Origin of the sequence: Curtobacterium pomorum (genome assembly GCF_044497295.1) — a bacterium.
GTDB lineage: Bacteria > Actinomycetota > Actinomycetes > Actinomycetales > Microbacteriaceae > Curtobacterium.
The window spans coordinates 2,658,327-2,676,775 of sequence record NZ_CP172409.1; the positions used below are offsets into that span (position 1 = coordinate 2,658,327).

Annotated in this window: 15 protein-coding genes; 5 read left to right on the forward strand and 10 right to left on the reverse strand. The window is 71.9% G+C overall.

The genetic code is table 11. The annotated features are described in order from the left end of the window. Positions 1-27: 27 nt before the first annotated feature. Positions 28-1,059: a lysylphosphatidylglycerol synthase domain-containing protein gene (locus tag ACGH48_RS12610; protein ID WP_396288851.1), complete on the reverse strand. Its 1,032-nt coding sequence runs from the start codon at positions 1,057-1,059 to the stop codon at positions 28-30. Between the two features lie 72 nt (positions 1,060-1,131). After that, positions 1,132-2,997, reverse strand: a complete 1,866-nt coding sequence (locus ACGH48_RS12615; protein ID WP_396288852.1) for a hypothetical protein — start codon at positions 2,995-2,997, stop codon at positions 1,132-1,134. A 115-nt stretch (positions 2,998-3,112) separates the two neighbouring features. On the opposite strand from ACGH48_RS12615, the gene ACGH48_RS12620 reads away from it, so the two are divergent. Together ACGH48_RS12620 and ACGH48_RS12625 are read left to right on the forward strand one after the other, a co-directional pair. Further along, entirely contained in the window at positions 3,113-4,405 is a 1,293-nt protein-coding gene (locus ACGH48_RS12620; protein ID WP_185021442.1) for an acyltransferase, read from the forward strand. 146 nt (positions 4,406-4,551) lie between these two features. After that, positions 4,552-5,526, forward strand: a complete 975-nt coding sequence (locus ACGH48_RS12625; RefSeq protein ID WP_396288853.1) for a GH25 family lysozyme — start codon at positions 4,552-4,554, stop codon at positions 5,524-5,526. 438 nt (positions 5,527-5,964) lie between these two features. On the opposite strand, the gene ACGH48_RS12630 is transcribed toward ACGH48_RS12625, so the two are convergent. Beyond that, positions 5,965-7,188: a polysaccharide pyruvyl transferase family protein gene (locus ACGH48_RS12630; protein WP_340195920.1), complete on the reverse strand. Its 1,224-nt coding sequence runs from the start codon at positions 7,186-7,188 to the stop codon at positions 5,965-5,967. Between the two features lie 48 nt (positions 7,189-7,236). On the opposite strand from ACGH48_RS12630, the gene ACGH48_RS12635 reads away from it, so the two are divergent. Then, positions 7,237-8,424 carry a glycosyltransferase gene (locus ACGH48_RS12635; protein ID WP_123313739.1) on the forward strand — a complete coding sequence of 396 codons (1,188 nt, stop codon included), beginning with the start codon at positions 7,237-7,239 and terminating at the stop codon, positions 8,422-8,424. Here ACGH48_RS12635 and ACGH48_RS12640 read toward each other — a convergent pair. The 4 genes from ACGH48_RS12640 to ACGH48_RS12655 form a co-directional block, all read right to left on the reverse strand. After that, complete coding sequence (locus tag ACGH48_RS12640; RefSeq protein ID WP_396288854.1) at positions 8,391-9,809, reverse strand: hypothetical protein; 1,419 nt, start codon at positions 9,807-9,809, stop codon at positions 8,391-8,393. The genes ACGH48_RS12635 and ACGH48_RS12640 overlap by 34 nt on opposite strands. An 11-nt stretch (positions 9,810-9,820) precedes the next feature. Then, positions 9,821-11,128 (reverse strand): UDP-glucose dehydrogenase family protein, encoded by a 1,308-nt coding sequence (locus ACGH48_RS12645; RefSeq protein ID WP_396288855.1) that lies wholly within the window; start codon positions 11,126-11,128, stop codon positions 9,821-9,823. A gap of 66 nt (positions 11,129-11,194) precedes the next feature. Next, positions 11,195-11,743, reverse strand: a complete 549-nt coding sequence (locus tag ACGH48_RS12650) for a PH domain-containing protein (RefSeq protein ID WP_340195671.1) — start codon at positions 11,741-11,743, stop codon at positions 11,195-11,197. Between the two features lie 4 nt (positions 11,744-11,747). After that, positions 11,748-12,548 carry a biotin--[acetyl-CoA-carboxylase] ligase gene (locus ACGH48_RS12655; RefSeq protein ID WP_396288856.1) on the reverse strand — a complete coding sequence of 267 codons (801 nt, stop codon included), beginning with the start codon at positions 12,546-12,548 and terminating at the stop codon, positions 11,748-11,750. A 74-nt stretch (positions 12,549-12,622) separates the two neighbouring features. Here ACGH48_RS12655 and ACGH48_RS12660 point away from each other — a divergent pair, with 74 nt between their 5' ends. Beyond that, on the forward strand, positions 12,623-14,218 hold the full coding sequence (locus ACGH48_RS12660; RefSeq protein ID WP_396288857.1) for an acyl-CoA carboxylase subunit beta: 1,596 nt from the start codon (positions 12,623-12,625) through the stop codon (positions 14,216-14,218). After that, positions 14,218-14,472: an acyl-CoA carboxylase subunit epsilon gene (locus ACGH48_RS12665; RefSeq protein ID WP_396288858.1), complete on the forward strand. Its 255-nt coding sequence runs from the start codon at positions 14,218-14,220 to the stop codon at positions 14,470-14,472. The genes ACGH48_RS12660 and ACGH48_RS12665 overlap by 1 nt, the downstream gene beginning before the upstream one ends. A gap of 791 nt (positions 14,473-15,263) precedes the next feature. Here ACGH48_RS12665 and ACGH48_RS12670 read toward each other — a convergent pair. The 3 genes from ACGH48_RS12670 to ACGH48_RS12680 are packed head-to-tail and all read right to left on the reverse strand — an operon-like array spanning position 15,264 to position 18,387. After that, positions 15,264-16,313 carry a hypothetical protein gene (locus ACGH48_RS12670; RefSeq protein ID WP_123313746.1) on the reverse strand — a complete coding sequence of 350 codons (1,050 nt, stop codon included), beginning with the start codon at positions 16,311-16,313 and terminating at the stop codon, positions 15,264-15,266. Then, entirely contained in the window at positions 16,310-17,665 is a 1,356-nt protein-coding gene (locus ACGH48_RS12675; protein ID WP_396288859.1) for a sensor histidine kinase, read from the reverse strand. Before ACGH48_RS12675 ends, ACGH48_RS12670 begins: the two co-directional genes overlap by 4 nt. A 5-nt stretch (positions 17,666-17,670) precedes the next feature. Further along, positions 17,671-18,387 carry a response regulator transcription factor gene (locus ACGH48_RS12680; protein WP_123313748.1) on the reverse strand — a complete coding sequence of 239 codons (717 nt, stop codon included), beginning with the start codon at positions 18,385-18,387 and terminating at the stop codon, positions 17,671-17,673. Positions 18,388-18,449 lie beyond the last annotated feature (62 nt).

The window sequence follows — 18,449 nt, forward strand, 5'->3', positions numbered from 1 at the left end:
GGCGTGCGTGCTCGCGGCGTGCGCGCGTCAGGCGGCGGGGGCGCTGCCCTCGACCGCGGAGGGGTCGTCGGTCGGGCGACCACGACGGAACCACGTCGGGGCTGCGGCGCAGAGCAGGAAGAGTCCGTCGACCGCGAGGCTCCAGATGCGGGTGACGACGACCACCACGAGGGCGACCGGCACCGGCATCACCAGCGCGAGCAGGAGGGCCTGGACGCCCTCGCGGACACCGAGCCCGCCGGGGGCGAAGACCGCCAACATGCTGATCGCCGAGGCCATGCTCGCGGCACCGATGACAAACGCCGCGTCGGAGAGCTTCAGCGACGGGTACACCGCCAGCGTGATGAAGTAGTACGCGGTACCCGACAGCACCGCGCCGGCGACGTACAGTCCGGCCCCGCCGAGCACCGTGCCGAGGTTCGGGCGCACGTCGGCCTCGAGCGGCTTGCGGCGCAGGACCTTCAGCGCGATGCCGATCAGGAACACGAACACCCGCGGGATCAGGCAGACGACGCAGCCGACGAACGCCGCGATCATCAGGGCGATGAGCCACGGGTCGAGGTCGTGCGTGCGCGGGTCGATGAGCAGCAGCACGAGCGCCAGGGCCAGTGTGGCGGCGATCTGCAGGGCGCCCTCGAGCAGGCCGCTCACGCCGAGCCGGGCCTTCGAGACGCCGTGTTTCGAGGCGAAGTAGACCTTGCCGATGATCCAGGTGGCCGCCCCGGGGATGTAGCGGCCCATCCAGGACTTCGCGTACACGTAGGTCAGGGTGACGCCGCTGCCCTTGAGCCCGGTCGCTCCGAGCCGTCGCAGCAGGTAGAACCAGATGCCGACACCCCAGTAGCGGAACCCGAGGCTGATCAGCGTCGCGACGACCACCCAGCCCCACTGCCAGTCGGCCTCGGCGAGCTGTCCCCAGTCGACGCCGCGCAGGTAGAGCACGAGGAACACCGCGAGCAGGACGTAGAAGACGATCGGGATCGCCTTGCCGAGGAACCGCCGCCACTTCGGCGGACGCTTCCCCTCGGGTGCGGGGGTGTCGCTGGTGGTTCCTGACAAACGTGGTCTCCTGCCGGGCTTCGGGACCAGGTCATCGTAGACGCTGGTGTGGCGCGCTCCCTGGAGCGGCGACTACTTCGCGAACTTGACGATCTGGATGCGGCAGGGGATCTCGGGATCGGTCGACCGGTCGGCGCTGCACGAGATCGTCGCGTTGTACGTCCCGACGAGCTTCCCGGCCATCGAGTAGTCGCGTGCTGGTGCGGTGGCGGGGTCGAACTGCACGAAGTACTGCACGCCCTGGTCGATGAACAGCTTGCGCATCGCGTCCGAGTGGTACGTGTACCCCTGACCTGAGCGACCGTACACACGCGTGTCGGTCAGGAACGCGAGCGACGACAGCGAGCGGTAGTTCGAGCCGATGACGGTCGCGTCCTCCGGCAGGGCACCGCTCGCCCGGATCTGGTCGGCGAGCCGGACGATCTCGGGCACGTCCGTCGGTCCGGTGACGCGCAGGGCCTCGGTGCGGTTCACCGACGGGTAGAAGGGTGCCGGCGACCCGATCCAGTTCTGCGTGAACGACGCCACGGGGACGACGGCGATCGCGACGCACGCGACGATCGTCCGGACCACGCCGCGTCGGCGGACCAGCCGCCAGACGGCCGGCAGCATGAGCGCGCCGATCATCGCCGTCAGGTAGAACAGCGGCCAGTAGTACCGCGCGTTCCCGCCGCCGCTCGACGACGACGTGATCATGCCGTAGCCGACGAAGTAGACCAGGGTCGTCGCCGCCACGATGCAGGTGAAGGCGTACCGGCGGAACCGGACCACGCCGATCACCAGGGCCGCGGCGAAGAGCAGGGCGATCGGTGCGGCGAACGGGGCGAACGTGCTGATCTTCTGCAGGTAGTAGGGCAACGCGAGCATCCGCTCGTGCAGGTAGTAGCCGGCGCGGGCCGCGATGCCGGAGTCCTTCGTGACCTTCGGCGCGGTGTCCTCGGTGGTGGCGGCGTCGTCGGTCGGCGGCACCACGGCGGGGTCCGGGTTGTCCATCGGGCCCTGCTTGTAGACCGACGGGGTGAAGTCCTCGTTCGGCGAGAACGCGTGCGAGTTCGGCGGCACGGGCAGGAACGGCCAGTCGGTCGCGCGCCCGCCGTCGTCGAACTTCGAGCCGATGTTCACCGAGAGCGACGAGCCCAGGGTCGGCGAACCGTACTTCATCGTGAGGGCGCCCACCCACGGCGCGATGACGACGGCGAAGACCACGATCGTGGCCACCGGCGATGTCCACCAGTGCCGCACCGGCTCGCGGCGGCGTCGAGCTGACCACACCCGCAGCAGCAGCCACAGGATCACCGCGCCGACCGCCACGGGCAGCAGGAACAGCTTGACGAAGTACCCGATGGCCGCGACGGCGCCGAGCACGCCGCCGGAGACCAGCCGGGCCTGCGTCGACCCGTGCAGCGCCTGGTCCGCCCACCGGAGTGCCCAGAGGTAGCCGACGACCCACGCGACGACGAGCAGGTCGGGGGTCTGCACCGACACCGCGCTCATCAGCGCCGGGATCGCGGTGACCATGAAGAGCACCGCCGGGACGATGCGGTGGTTCTGCGACCAGACCAGCCAGCCGCCGATGCCGAGCACGACGGCGACCGCGAAGCAGTTCACGACCGCGAACGCCGTCTGCATGCCGAGGCCGGCCGCGATGAACGGCGCCATCATCCAGGACACCATCGGCGACCAGTAGGCGTTGATGGCGTCGGGCAGCCAGCCGTTCGCGTACTCGCGGGCGATGCCCATGTAGGAGATGCCGTCGACGTTCGTCACGCCGAGGCGGTTGTGGTACGCGACGGCGGCGCTGAGCGCGACGCCCACGACGACGAGGAGTGCCAGGACGAGCGGTGCGACGACGCGCGCGAACCGACGCGGAGCGGCCCCCGAACGCCGATGATCCGGCTCGTGGGTGATCTGCGTTGCGGCTGCGCTCGTCGAGGTCACGTGCTTCATCATGACATCCGAACCGAAACACCAGGCACAGGGCCCGCATCGCGACACCCGCTCGGCGTGTGGGAGACTGCCTGCGACCCCGCTCCGACCACACCGAGGACGATCGTTGGCCACCGAGACCCGCGCAGCAGAATCCGCAGCCGATCCCGTTGCCGCCGCGCCCCGCGCCGGCGGCCGGCTCGAGTTCCCCTACCTGGACGGGCTCCGCGGCCTCGCCGCACTCGCGGTGGTCTTCTACCACGCGTACCTCTTCACCGGGACGACCGGCACCGGCCCGACCGAGCTGCCCTGGCTGCGCCCGATCATCGGCTGGGGCTACCTCGGCGTCCCGCTCTTCATCGTGCTGTCCGGCTACGTGCTCATGCTGCCGGTGCTGACCCGGTTCGACCGGTACCGCCTGCCCGGCGGCTTCTGGAAGTTCGTCTGGCGTCGCGCCCGACGGATCATCCCGCCCTACTGGGCGTCGCTCGTGCTGTTCGCGCTCCTCATCCTGTTCGTCCCCGTGCTCGGTCAGCCCGGTGGCACGCAGTGGGACACGAAGCTGCCGATGGGCTGGGGCACGTTCCTGACGCACTTCTTCCTGGTGCACGACTTCTTCCCGCAGTACATCGGCAAGATCAACGGCCCGATGTGGACGGTCGCGGTCGAGTGGCAGATCTACTTCCTGATGCCGCTCCTGATCCTGCCGCTGTGGCGGGTGTTCGGCGGCTGGGCGACGGCCTCGAGCCTGGTGCTGATCGGCATGTGGATGGGCGCCGAGAGCCGCTACTCGTTCATGCACCCGTGGTTCGTCGGCCTGTTCGCGGTGGGGATGCTCGCCGCCGAGCTGACCGTGAAGGCCCGCGACGAGCACCTGTCCGGCGTGGTCCGCGAACGCTCGAAGCTCGGCGGGCCGCGGTGGGCGAGCGGCGCCTTCGTCGGCGCGATGGTGCTCGGGACGCTGCTGGTGTTCTTCCGCAACCGCGACTACTGGCAGCACCAGACCTGGCCGTCCGAGGTCGTCACCGGCATCCTGGCCGGCATCCTGCTCACCTGGATGGGGCGCCAGGCGGTCACCGGCAACCACACGTGGCTCGCCCGCTTCTTCGCCTGGAAGCCCTTCGTGCTCGCCGGTCTGGTGTCGTACTCGATCTACCTGTTCCACAGCCCGCTGCTGGGCCTCGGTAACCTGCTCCTGCTGCCCCTCGGCCTGTACCCGAAGTACCAGTTCCTGATGATGGTCTTCGTCGTGATCCCCGTCGTGATCGGCATCTGCATCGGCTTCTGGTGGCTCGTCGAGCGCAACTTCATGAACCGCCGACAGAAGCACGCGACGGCCGAGGTGTCGCACCGCGGACGCCTGCCCGAGGTCGAGACCGACAGCGCCTCCCCCGACGCGGGCAGCCGCAGCGCGCGCTGACGACCGCACCACGTCGCTCGCGGCCGCGGACGCCGCCGTGCTGCGCGTCGCGGACAGCACGGGCGGGCGGCAGGTAGCATCGCTCGGACCGCGGCGTGGGTGATCAGGCCCACGGCATCTCGACAGGGAAGACGAGACGAGACCACATGCGCGCACCGATCACCAGGATCCTCGGACTCGGCACCGCTGCCGCCGTCGCCGGGGCCATCACCTTCGGCAGCGGGACGGCGGTCGCCGAGACCGCCCCGACCACGCCGGCTCCGACGGCCACCGCGGCGGCGACCCCCGCCCCCGCGGCCGAGCAGCTCTCCATCGCCGAGATGGACCGCACCGGGAACCACACCATGGGCGCCGGCATCGCCGCCCACGCCGGCGAGTCGCACGTCACGGTCACCGCGCCGGACACCGCCGCCGGCGGCGTGAGCGCCCAGTCGCTGAGCACCTCCTCCGCCGCCACCGCGTCCGGCCCGCCCCCGGGACGCGTCCAGGGCTTCGACATCAGCGCCTGGCAGCCGAGCGTCAACTTCCTGCAGGCGTACCGCAACGGTGCCCGGTTCGCCTACGTCAAGGCGACCGAGGGCACCTCGTACGTCAGCTCGACCTACAAGCAGCAGTACGCCACCGCCAAGCAGCGGAACCTGTACCGCGGTGGCTACGTGTACGCGCAGCCGAGCCAGGCGAGCGGCGCCGCGACGGCGAACTACTTCTTCGCGCACGGCGGGCAGTGGAGCAAGGACGGCAAGACCCTGCCGCCCCTGCTCGACATCGAGTACGGCAGCGCGGCACAGGGCACCTGCTACGGCAAGACCTGGGGCCAGATGCGCAGCTGGATCAAGGACTTCTCGAACACCGTCTACAAGAAGACCCACCGCTACCCGGCGATCTACACGACGACGGACTGGTGGAAGCGTTGCACGAACAACAGCAACCAGTTCTCGAAGAACCCGCTGTTCGTCGCGATCTACCCCGTGAAGAACTTCACCACGCCGGGCACCCTCGGGCGCAGCTGGTCGAAGTGGACGTTCTGGCAGTGGGCGTCCAGCGGGGTGCTCCCCGGCGACCAGGACGTCTACCGCAACAACATCACGTACCTGAAGCGCTTCGCGGCCAAGACCGAGTGACGCGCGTCACGCCCTGAGCTGGGTGCGGGGGCGGACGGGAGGCCCGTGGCGGCGTCGCCACGGGCCTCCCGTCCGCCGCACGGTGCGCGCCCCGACACCCGGTGCGCCGTTGCACGCCCCGTGCAGCCACACAACCGCGCACCACACGGGCAAGCCCGCACCAGACGACGACGCACGCACGGTGCGCAGCCCACGCACCACGCGCCATCCCGTCCGCCGCACGGTGCGGACTCCGACACCCGGTGCGCCGTTGCACGCCCCGTGCCGCCACACAACCGCGCACCACGCGGGCAAGCCCGCACCAGACGACGACGCGCGCACGGTGCGCAGCCCACGCACCACGCGCCGGCGAGCTTCGCCCGGGCGGACGGGAGGCCCGTGGCGGTGTCGCCACGGGCCTCCCGTCCGTCAGCGGCTCACGATCGCGAGCCGCCGGTGTCAGCGGACGTCGCGGGTCGCCTCGGCGAAGTCGGCGTCGAGCGCGGTCGCCATCCGGGCCACGCCCTCGGCGAGCTGCGCGCGGACCGCGTCGCGGTCCGCGTCGAGCCGCTCGAGCTGCGCCGTCACGTCGTCGACGAAGCTCGGCTCGAGCGCCGCCTCGATCGGCTTCGAGAACTCCTGCTGACCCATCTGCTCGAAGAACAGCCGGCCCTTGTCGACGTAGTAGAGCACCGCGGCGGGGACGCCGGCGATGGTCGCGACGATCGCAGAGTGCAGGCGGCTCGCCAGGAACAGCCGGCTGCGCGACATCAGCCCCGCGTACTCGGACGGCGAGAACTCGTCGGCCTCGACGACGTGGGTGCGGTCGGCGTGCCGCATGAGGGCGATGACCTCCCGGGCGAAGGCGGCGTCGCCCTCGGAGGCCTCCATGTGCATCGGGTAGAACACGACGTCGGCGTCCCAGCGGTCGATGACGCGGTCGGCCAGGTCCGCGACGGCCTGGCGGTACGTGACGAGCTTGTCGCTGTCGACGCCGGTCTGCCGGAAGCGCTTCGGTAGGAAGCGGAACGGGATCCAGCCGCTGCGCTTGTAGTGGAACCAGCGGCGGACCCCGAAGCCGATCGAGCCCTCGAGGCGCTCGGCGGTCAGGCCGGTGGTGCGTTCGAGGCGTTCGAGGACGTCGGCGTCGGGCGCGGTGACGGTCCCGACGACGGCCGGGTCGAACGACGACACGATCGGTGTGCGGACGCCCCACGCCAGGAGCTTCTCGCGGGACTCGTCGTCGCGCACGGCGAACGAGCGGCACAGGTCGACGGTGGCTCGGATCAGGCGCTTGCTCACGCCGGCGGTCGTCGGGCCGATGCCCTGGAAGGCCCCGACCAGGTTCTTGTTGACCGCGCGGACCAGCAGCATCTTGCCGAACCAGTACACGAGGCCGAGCTTGTTCGTGTAGTCCTTGAGGATCTCCCCGCCACCCCACAGGACGACGTCGGCACTGCGTGCGGCACGCAGCAGAGCGAACAGGTCGCCGATGCCGGTGCTGTACGGCGAGACCGGCAGGAACCGGATCCCGAACCACGCGGCGTCCCGCTCGGGGTACTGCGACAGGGAGACGATCTCGGCGTCGGGCCACCGCCGGCGGACCAGCTCGACGTTGCCGGCGAGGATCGCCCGGTCCCCGCGGTTGTGGGGCGAATCGCTATTGTGGATCAGAACGCGCACGGGTGGAGAGCCTACCGGACCGTCCCCCGCGACCCCCGGAAAGGCACGATGTCCCGCCCCACCCCCTCCGCCCGTCCCCGCCTGCTCGTCCTCGGCTCGACGTTCCCGGCCCGTCCGGACGACGGCGTGCCGGCGTTCGTGCTCGACCTCGCCCACCAGGAGGCACTCGAGTTCGACACGATGGTGCTCACCCCGCGCGTACCCGGCGGCGCCACCACCGAACGCATCGGCGACGTCGGCGTCCGGCGCTTCCCCTACTTCCCGAAGGCGTTCGAGGACCTGGCCGACGGCGCGATCCTCGACAACCTGAAGGAGCGCCGGTCACGCATCGTGCAGGTGCCGGCGCTGGTGCTCGCGCAGTGGTTCGCGGTCCGCCGTGTGGTCCGCTCCGCGAAGCCCGACGTCATCCACGCGCACTGGGCCATCCCGCAGGCCCTGGTCGCGACGCTGGCAGCCCCGGGCGTGCCCGTCGTCGTCACGACGCACGGCGGCGACATCTACGCGCTCCGTGCCGCTCCCCTGGTCCGCCTGAAGCGCTGGGTGTTCGGCCGTTCGGCGCACGTCACGACCGTGAACTCCGAGATGCGGGAACGGTTGACCGAGTGGGGCGTGCCCGAGGCCCGGTCCACCGTGATCCCGATGGGCGTCGACCTCGGACCGGCCCGCGACACCCGCGCCCGCGTCCCCGCCCAGGAGCACCACGTCGTGGCGGTCGGCCGGCTGGTCGAGAAGAAGGGCTTCGGCAACCTGATCGAGGCCCTCCGGGGACTCGGCGACGACGTGCCGTGGCGGCTCACCGTGGTCGGTGACGGCCCCTACCGGGCCCAGCTCGAGCAGCAGGCCGCCGGACTGCCCGTGACGTTCCTCGGTCAGCGCGGACGCACCGAGGTGCTCGAGACCCTGGCGTCGGCCACCGTCGTGGCGGTGCCGTCGATCCCGGCGGCGAACGGCGATCAAGAGGGACTGCCGGTCACCCTGCTCGAGGCTGCTGCCGTCGGTGCCGCGATCGTCGCGAGTGACCTGCCCGGCATCCGCGACGTCGTGCGGGACGACGTGTCCGGCGTCCTCGTGCCCCCGGGCGATGTCCCTGCGCTCCGGGCAGCCCTGCAGCGCGTGCTCACCGACGATGCCGCACGGGCGCGCTACCAGGAGCAGGCCGTCGTCTCGGCGGCGGAGTTCTCGACCGAGCGGATCGGCGAGCGCTACCGGGCGGTGCTGCGCGCGGCCATCGCGTAGGTCACCAGCATCGCGGCGGCGCAGACGACCGCCGCCGCGAACGCGAGCACGACGACGGTGCCGGAGTGCTCGACGAGGTCCGAGCCCTCGAACCGCAGGAGCGACCACGTCGGCACGAACGCGACGGCGCCCCAGACCAGCACGAGCACGGTTGCCGCGCGACGCCAGGCGAGGAAGCCGGCCGCCATCGCGAACACGATCGGCAGCAGCACCGTGAGCGTGTAGCGGTTGAGCGGCGCGCCGCCCCCGGCGGTGTAGCGGATCTCGACGACGACGAACAGCAGCGTGACCACCACGAGCATCGCGACCACGAGGCGGCGCGGCCACCGGTCGTCGTCGGCGGGCGCCCAGGGCCGCAGGCGCCGCAGCACGAGGGCCGCGACGAACAGCAGCACCGGGACGAGCAGGACCACCCACGGCAGCGGGCTCGCGATCGGCAACGACCCGCGGTACAGCGCGAAGAGCTGCCGCCAGAACCCGAGCATCGAGACGACCTCGGCCTCGGAGTAGTGCGGTCGCGGCGTGTACCCGGGCCAGGCCGTCGGTCGGCCGCTGAACGACCCGGTCAGTGCCTCGTTCCGCAGCCAGAACCACCCGGAGGCGGCTGCGGCCGCCAGCACCGGGACCGCCGTGACGGCGACGCGGGCCCAGGTGCCGCGGAGCCGGCCGAACCGGACCGTGCGGGCCAGCGCGAACGCGACGACGATCGCCACGAGCCAGAGGGCGAACGACAGGCGGGTCGTCGCGCCGGCCGCGGCCACGAAGGCGCCACCGACGGCGAGCCCCGGGCCGACGCCGGACCGGAGCGCTGCGCCCGCGACGCCGCACGCCAGCGCGCAGGTCAACGCTGCGAGCGAGTCGTTGTACACGACGCCGCCCTGCACCACGAGGACGCTCGTCGACGCGGTGACGACGGCCACGGTGGCCGGCAGCCGGACGACCCCGGGGAAGCAGCGGCCAGCCGCCCACGCGGCGACCGGCACGATCGCCGCCACGAACACGGCGTTCACCAGACGACCGAGCACCACGGCCTGCACCGGGTGCCCGGCGTCGACGAGCGGCCCCACCACCGGTGCGAGCAGCAGGTAGAAGAGCGGCGGGTGCTGCGCGACCCACTGCACGGGCGGGGTCCCGCCGAACCCCGGACGGAACCGGATGCCGTCGGACAGGACCGGGAGCTGCCCGTGCCAGACCCGCAGCACGTAGTCGACGTGCGCCGACTCGTCCACGCTCGCGAGCGGCATCGACGAGAACGTCCGCGCCACCGACGCCGTCAGGGCGAGCAGCGTCGCCGCGAGCACGACCGGTGTCGCCCAGTCCCGGCCGCAGAAGCCCGCGGTGAGCAGGGCGCGGATGCGGTCCGAGCGCCGGGTGCGCTGCTGCACGTCAGGCGACGTCAGCGTCCCATGCCGCGGTACGTGAAGCCGGCGGCGGTCCACGCGTCGCGGTCGAGGCAGTTGCGGCCGTCGATGACGACCGGGCTCGACACCAGGGACGCCGCCGTGGTCGCGTCGAGCTCGCGGAACTCCGTCCACTCGGTCAGCACGAGGACCAGGTCGGCGCCGGACAGCGCGTCCGCCGCGGTCTCGACGAAGTCGAGCTCCGGGTGCACGCGACGGGCGGTGACGACGGCCTCGGGGTCGTAGGCGGACACCGTGGCGCCGAGCTCGTGCAGGCGTGCGGCGATGTCGAGGGCCGGCGAGTCACGGACGTCGTCCGAGTTCGGCTTGAAGGCCAGACCGAGCACCGCGACGCGCTTGCCGGTGACGACCCCGCCGAGCAGCTCCTGCGCGAGCTCGACGACGTGCGCACGACGACGCAGGTTCGTGGCGTCGACGTCGGCCAGGAACGCGAGGGACTCCCCGACGCCGAGCTCGTTCGCCCGGGCCTGGAACGCGCGGATGTCCTTCGGCAGGCAGCCGCCCCCGAAGCCGAGGCCGGCGTTCAGGAACTTGCGGCCGATGCGGGCGTCGTGGCCGATGGCGTCGGCGAGCGCGGTGACGTCGGCACCGGCGACCTCGGCGATCTCGGCCATCGAGTTGATGAACGAGATCTTCGTGGCGAGGAACGCGTTCGCGCTGATCTTGACGAGCTCGGCGGTGGGCAGGTTGACGACGAGTCGGGGCGTGCCGGTGGAGAGCGCCTCGGCGTAGACCTCGTCGAGGGCGTCGACGGCGGCCTGTCCGGCGTCACCGTCCGGGACGCCGTAGACGAAGCGGTCCGGGCTGATGGTGTCCTGCACGGCGAAGCCCTCGCGGAGGAACTCGGGGTTCCAGACGAGCGTCGCCCCGGGCACGGCCTCGGACACCTCGGCGGCGAGGCGCGCAGCGGTGCCGACCGGGACGGTCGACTTGCCGACGACGAACTCGCCGGCGGACAGGTACGGGGTGAGCGCGGCGACAGCGGCGTCGACGTACGTGAGGTCCGCGGCACCCGTCGGGCTCTGCGGCGTCCCGACGGCGAGGAAGTGCACGCGGGCACCGGCGACCTCGGCCATGTCGGTGGTGAAGCGGATCCGGCCGGAGGCGAGCGCCTCGGTCAGGATCTCCGGGAGTCCGGGCTCGAAGAAGGGGGCCTCGCCGGCGGCGAGCCGCTCGATCTTCGTCGGGTCGACGTCGACGGCGACGACCTCGTGTCCGAGCTTGGCCATGGAGGCGGCGTGCACGGCACCGAGGTACCCGCAGCCGATGACAGAGATACGCACGACGAAGACGGTACCGGTTTCTCGTGGGAGTTCCAGCACCGCAGCGCCCAGGGTGTCGCGGCGGCGTCAGGCTCGGACGTCGCCCCACGGCGGTCGGTCCGGGCCGCCGACGATCTCGTCCCAGTCCGGCTCGCGGTGGCGCCGCCGGGCCTCGTGGGCCTCGACCAGGTCGTGCAGGACGGCCACCACCAGGTCGGCGTGCGGCACGTCGGCGAGCACCACGGCGGGGTCGTCGCCCGGGAACACCAGGACGTCACCGGAGCGGAACACCCCCTGGAGCCCGCGCCGGCGCACCGTCACGTCGTACCCGCGGGAGTGCAGGAGCTCGCGCCGGGTCCGTGTACCGAGCCCGTGCACGACCACGAGCCGCCGGGTCGTGACGACGTACCGCTCGGACATCCACCGGAACAGCGGCACGGCACCGCCGAACACCACGAGCACCACGACGAGTGCGGCGACGACGGCGTTCAGCCATGCCAGCTGCGCCTGGAACACGCCGAACCCGAACCCGCCGGCGACCATGACCAGCACGACGAACACCGCCGGGCGCACGAGTCGACGAGCGTGTGGTCGCAGGCGAGCGACGACGCGTTCGGGCGGCGGCTCGGCGGTCATGCCGTCATGCATACCGCAGGTGGGTGATGTCCCCCACGGCGACGCCCCTGGAGGCGCCCGCTCGATCCCGGATCGTGATGCGGCCCTCGTCGTCGATGCCGGTGGCGTCCGCTTCCTCGACGGTGCCGTCGGGCAGCTCGAGGCGGATGCGGCGACCGATCGTGCCGCACGCGGCACGGACGTGCGATCGGACCGTCTCGGCGGCGGGACCACCCGTGACCAGCGCGGCCACGGCCTCCAGGACGGCGGCACGGAAGGCGGACAGGACCGCGTCGGCCAGGGCGGGGGCGTCGTCGACCGCGCCGGCGACGCGCAGCGACGTCGACGTCGGGGTGGGCAGACGGTCGGCGGGGATCGTGAGGTTCACGCCGGCGCCGACGACGACGCTGCCGTCGGACGCGACCTGGCAGAGGATGCCGCACACCTTGTCGCCGGCGAACTGGACGTCGTTCGGCCACTTGACGGCGACGTCGGCGCCGGCGGGCAGCACCCGGGCGATCGCGTCGCGCATGGCGGCTCCGGCGACCAGGGGCAGCCAGCCGCGGTCCTGGTCCGCGAGGTCGGCGCGCACGAGCAGGCTCGCGGCCAACGCTTCGCCGGCCGGGGCACTCCAGGTGCGGTCCAGACGCCCACGACCCGAGGTCTGGTGGAGCGTCGCGACCACGCTGCCGTGCTGCTGCGCGGGTGCCGCGGCGAGCAGGTCGGCGTTCGTCGAGCCGGTCTCGTCGGGGACGGTCAGGGTCGCGCCCGCCGACCGGACCGCCTCGCTGGTGACGGGGAACGACGCCGACGGGGATGTGGACATGCACGCAAATGTACGGGCAGGAACCGTGGGGGTCCTCCAACCGGCCCCGACCCCGCCGCCGGTAGGGTGAGCGGGTGACTTCAGGAGACACCCCCGATCTCTCGACGACGGCCGGCCGGCTGGCCGACCTCCGTGAGCGGTACCACGAGGCCGTGACCGCCGCGGGCGAGTCCGCGATCGCCAAGCAGCACGCCAAGGGCAAGGGCACCGCGCGCGAACGCATCGAGCAGCTGCTCGACGATAACTCCTTCGTTGAGTTCGACGAGTTCGTCCGCCACCGCACCACCTCGTTCGGCATGGACGCCAAGCGCCCCTACGGGGACGCGGTCGTCACCGGCGTCGGTACGATCCACGGCCGGAACGTCGCCGTGTACGCCCAGGACTTCACCGTCTTCGGCGGCTCCCTCGGCGAGGTCGCCGGCGAGAAGATCATCAAGGTCATGCAGCACGCGCTGAAGACCGGCGTGCCGATCATCGGCATCCTCGACTCCGGCGGCGCCCGGATCCAGGAGGGCGTGGTCGCGCTCGGCAAGTACGGCGAGATCTTCCGCCTCAACACCCAGGCGTCGGGCGTCATCCCGCAGCTGTCCATCGTGATGGGTCCGGCGGCCGGCGGTGCGGTCTACTCCCCCGCGCTCACCGACTTCGTGATCATGGTCGACAAGACCAGCCACATGTTCGTCACCGGCCCCGACGTCATCAAGACCGTCACGGGCGAGGACGTCGGCTTCGAGGAGCTCGGTGGCGCGCAGACCCACAACGCGGTCTCCGGCGTCGCCCACTACCTGGCCGAGGACGAGACCGACGCGCTCGACTACGCGCGCTCGCTCATCGGGTTCCTGCCGGACAACAACCTGTCCGACGCCCCCGCCTACGACGTCGCCCCGGAGCTCGAGACCACCGACGCCGACCACGAGCTCGACGTCGTCATCCCCGACTCGACGAACCAGCCGTACGACGTCACCACGATCATCGAGCACATCGTCGACGACGGCGAGTTCCTCGAGGTCCAGCCGCTGTTCGCGCCGAACATCCTGATCGGCTTCGGCCGGGTCGAGGGCCGGACCGTCGGCATCATCGCGAACCAGCCGCAGGCCATGGCCGGCACGCTGAACATCGACGCCGGCGAGAAGGCGGCCCGCTTCGTGCGGTTCTGCGACGCGTTCGGCATCCCGATCCTGACCCTGGTCGACGTCCCCGGCTACCTGCCGGGAACCGACCAGGAGTGGACCGGGGTCATCCGCCGCGGCGCGAAGCTCCTGTACGCCTACGCCGAGGCCACCGTGCCGCTCGTCACCGTGATCACGCGCAAGGCCTACGGCGGCGCGTACATCGTGATGGGGTCGAAGCAGCTCGGCGCCGACATCAACCTGGCCTGGCCGACCGCCGAGATCGCCGTCATGGGCGGACAGGGCGCCGTCAACATCCTGTACCGCGCCGAGATCAAGCGCGCCGAGGAGTCCGGCGAGGACGTCGCAGCGGTCCGCACGAAGCTCGCGAACGAGTACACCTACAACGTCGCGTCGCCGTACCTGGCGGCCGAGCGCGGTGAGCTCGACGGGATCATCCAGCCGCACGCCACCCGCGTCTCGGTCATCAAGGCCCTGCGCGCACTGCGCGGCAAGCGCGCCACGCTGCCGCCCAAGAAGCACGGGAACATCCCCCTCTGATGGGCCGTCACGCAGCTCCGGTACCCACGGACGAGCCGGCATCAGTGGCCGACGTCCGGGTGGTCTCCGGCGAGCCCACCCCCGAGGAGCTCGCAGCGGTCGTCGCCGTGCTGCAGCGCCAGGCCGACGAGGCCGCAGCGGCCGGCCGGGCCGAGGTCGTCGACGAGCCGCGCACCGGGTGGCAGGCGTCGGCCCGCGGTCTGCGTCGTCCGCTCGACCACGGCCCCGGTGCCTGGGGCCGATCGCTCCGCTGACCTCGCTGTACCCCTGGTGTCCCCGTGTCGGTTGCCGTTGCAGGCTGCACTTCCCGGTCGGTATCCCCTCGCACGGGGGACATGAATCGCTCAAGTGGACCGGAAGTGCCGATTTTGTCCCCCATAATGACGACTGACACGAGGGTTGTGGGTTGGCATAGTTACTGGTGTTCGGTGTCCTTCAACGAAGAACATCGCAGGTCGGTGGCCGACTAGGGTACGACGCCACCGCCCGCTGCGAGGCAGGGCGACATTCGGGTTGTCGCTCAGCCTCGGGTCGTGAACGGGCCGGTCGGATACGACCGGCCCGTTCCCCGTTTCCGGGGCGTTCGCGTCGGTCTGGTCGTCGGCCGTCGATGCGGAACGACATCCTCGACGTCGTACGACGTCCACAGTGTCGTCCCCCGGCGCCTGCACCAGTTGCACGCGCGCACGAGCGACACCCCCGACGTCGTACGACGTCCCTGTTGTCGCGTCAGCCGTCGGCGCCAGCCCGGCGCGACCACGGTGCGGCCGGGAGGCTCGTGACGGCGCCGCCACGGGCCTCCCGGCCGGCACGTGTCCCGTCCACCGCCGCGCGCGCGTCCCACGGACCCGGAACGACGTCCTCGACGTCGTACGACGTCGAGGACGTCGTCCGCACGCGGACACAACAGGTGCGCGCGCGCACGAGCGACACCCTCGATGTCGTACGACATCGACCTTGTCGCTTCCCTCCCACCGCGCCCACGCCGCGCCCGACGCCGCGCCCGACGCCGCGCACGACGCCGCGTGCGTCGGCGCAACGCGCCTCAGGCGGGCTCGTGCCGCGGGATCTCGAGCCAGAGGGCCACGGAGTCGTCCTCGTCGCCGTCGTCGTCCTCCATGCCGGCTCCGAGGGCGGCGGACTCGCTCGCCGCCGTGTCGAGCTTGAGCCCGACGACGGTCACCGCGGAGTCGGACCCCTCGCTGACGGTACGGACGATGACGTTGTCGGCTTCGCGGGCCTGCCGGAGCGCCTCGGCGATGCGGGCGTGGATGCGGCGCACGTCGTCGACCTCGAGCTCGTCGAGGCCGCCGTCGTCGTGCAGCTGCACCGTCGCACCCCGACGACGCAGGCGCATGACCTCGTCGCGGACGTCCTCGGACAGCAGGGAACGGCCGCGGATCTCGTCACGGATGGCCTGTTCGAGGTGCAGGCACTCGGCCCGGTCGGCGTCGTCCAGGTCGCCGCACGAGTCGATGATCCGCTGCAGCATCGGCAGGGCCATCCGTGTGGTCTGGCTCAGGCGGAACTGCCGCTCGAAGACGTGGGCGTCCTGCGCCGCCTGCCAATCGGCGGTCTCCTGCTCCGCACGGACGAGTTCGCGGGTGTTCCGGATCGCCCGGTTCATCGCCACGGCGAACACCGTGGCGATCGCGACCCAGGCCACGCTGCCGAGCACACCGAGCGCTCCGAGCGCGTCGAGACCGGCCCACGCCACGGTGTACACCGCCAGGAAGAGCACCCCGGCCCACGCGAACGGGCCACGGCCGCGGACGACCAGGACGACCATCAGCGTGCCGACGGCGGCGATCCACCACGTGGCGGTCCCCGGACCATTCGCCAGGTCGACGACCGGGGCCGCGACGAGCGGCGTCACGACCGCGGTGGCGAGCGAGAAGCACGCCGTCCAGACCGGCAGGACCTTGCCGGGCACGAAGAGCGCGGCGCCGGTGGCCGCCGCGTAGAGGACCATGCAGGCGATGACGGGTCCGACGTCGTGCACGCGCTGCAGTGACGCGACGGCGAGGACCAGGTGGTACACGGAGAACAGCGACGCCAGGCCGATCGCGATGCTCGCGGGGAGGGAGACCTTCATGCGGCGGCTCCGGTCGTCGAGGGCGCGGACGGCGTGGGAGGCGACCAGGTCAGTTCGATGCGCGTGCCCTCGCCCGGGGCGGTGTGCACCTCGGCGCGGCCGTCGACGGCCGCGACCCGCTCGATGATCGAACGCCGCACCCCGAGTCGTTCGGACGGGATCGTCGCGACGTCGAACCCGCGGCCGTCGTCACCGACCTCGACGTGCACGCCGTCGTCGTGCTGCTCGACGCGCACCCACCGGGTGACCTCGGGCCCACCGGCGTGCTGGACGCTGTTCACGGCGGCCTGCAGCGCCGCCGAGGCCAGTGCGTCGGCGACCGAGGCCGGCAGCCGGACCGCGCCGGACGGGGCGGGCACGAGCCGGACGGGCGCCGCGAGGGCACTGATCGCCTCGCCGATGCGGGCGCGGAGGTCGGCGAGCGAGACCGGGGTGTCGTCGTCCGGGCCGTCGGCCGCCGCGGCCTCGAGGTGGTCGATGGCGTTCCGCGCCATGCGCGCGGCGAGGGTCTTCGCCTCGAGCGTGTCGGCCCGGGCAGCGGAGAGCAGCGTCGTCAGCACGCTGTCGTGCACGATCGCGTCGACCTGCACGCGCTCGACCTCGACCGCGTGCTCACGGATCGCGAGCGAGTAGCGGCGGACCGCGGTGGACTGCGCCGTGTCGACGGACGAGGCGGCCCGGCGCAGGACCACCGCGATGACGAGCACCGCGCCGCTGAGCAGCGCCGTGTACACGCCGTCGAGCAGTGCGCGGACGAGCCCGGCGTCACCGCCGACCGGGGTGAGCCGGAGGACCACGTAGACCGCCGGCACGAGTGCGGTGTAGATCGTGGCCCGCCACGTGGCGAAGCCCATCGCCGCAGCGGTCGAGCCGACGGTGCAGAACCACCACGGCCACGGCTGCTGCGTGGACGGGATCGACTCCTGCACCGTGAGCGGCCACGTCGTCAGCGCGACCAGGAAGAGGAGCGCGCACAGGATCTGCGCGAGCTGGGCGATCCGCGGCACGAACGCCGACACCCCGACCAGGACGAACGACGCCCCGAGTGCGATCGCGACGAGCGGACCCCAGAACGGGTCGAGGTACGGCAACTGGGCGAGGACCGCCGGGGTGTCGACGACGCCGAGGCCGACCGCGGTCATCGCCAGCAGGATCGCGAAGGCACGCTCCACCGATGCCTGCGTGATCGACGCGCGGACGCTGCGCGACGGGTCGGCGCCGAAGGGCGCTCCGTCACCGAAGCCGACCGGGTCGCCACCGGCCTGGCTCGACGCCGCACCAGCGCCGCCCGACCCGCGGCCGGAGCGCCTGCCGGTCCCCCGGCGCGACGCCGGCTCAGCCGCGCTCACCATCGGGTTCAGCGACCGTCGCCGTCGGGGTCGATGCCCGAGTCGAGCCCGGGGAGGATGCCGTCCTCGACCGCCCGTCGCAGCAGGTCGACCTTCGTCGGGGCCGGGCGACCGACCTCGACGTACTTCACGCGGATGCGGTCGAGGTACTCGCGCGCCGTGGAGTACCCGATGCCGAGCTGCTGCGCCGCCAGCTTGAGCGGCAGGCCCGAGGCGTACAGGTGCAGGATCTCGCGCTCGCGCCGGCCGAGCTGGGCCTTCGCGAAGTCCCGGTCGGCGTCGATGGCGCTCGCCCACTCGAGGTTGTTCAGCACGTCCCCGCGGGCGACGGTGGCGACCGCGGCCATCACCGTCTTCGTGGCGGACGACTTCGGGATGACACCGGCAGCCCCTGCTGCGAGTGCTTCGCGGACGTTGGCGACGCGGTCTGCGATGGAGTGCACGAGCACGGCGGAGCCGGTCCCCTGCACACCCTTGACGTTCTCGGTCACGGTCGAACCGTCACCGAGGGACAGGTCGAGGACGACGACGTCGACCTCACGCCCGTCGAGGTTCTGGACGTACTCGGGCACGCTCGCGGCGGTGAGCACCACCTCGAAGCCCTCGTTCTGGCACGCCGCCTGGATCCCGAGCCGCACGGACTCGTGGTCGTCCACGATCGCGACCCGGACCGGCCTGGTGGCCGCGCCCGTCGTCTCGGCTGCGGTTGTCGTTCCTGCTCCCACTGTGGCCTCTCGTTCCGATGCGCGTCCCCGGCCCCTGAAACCGGTTCGCCATCAGCGCCCAG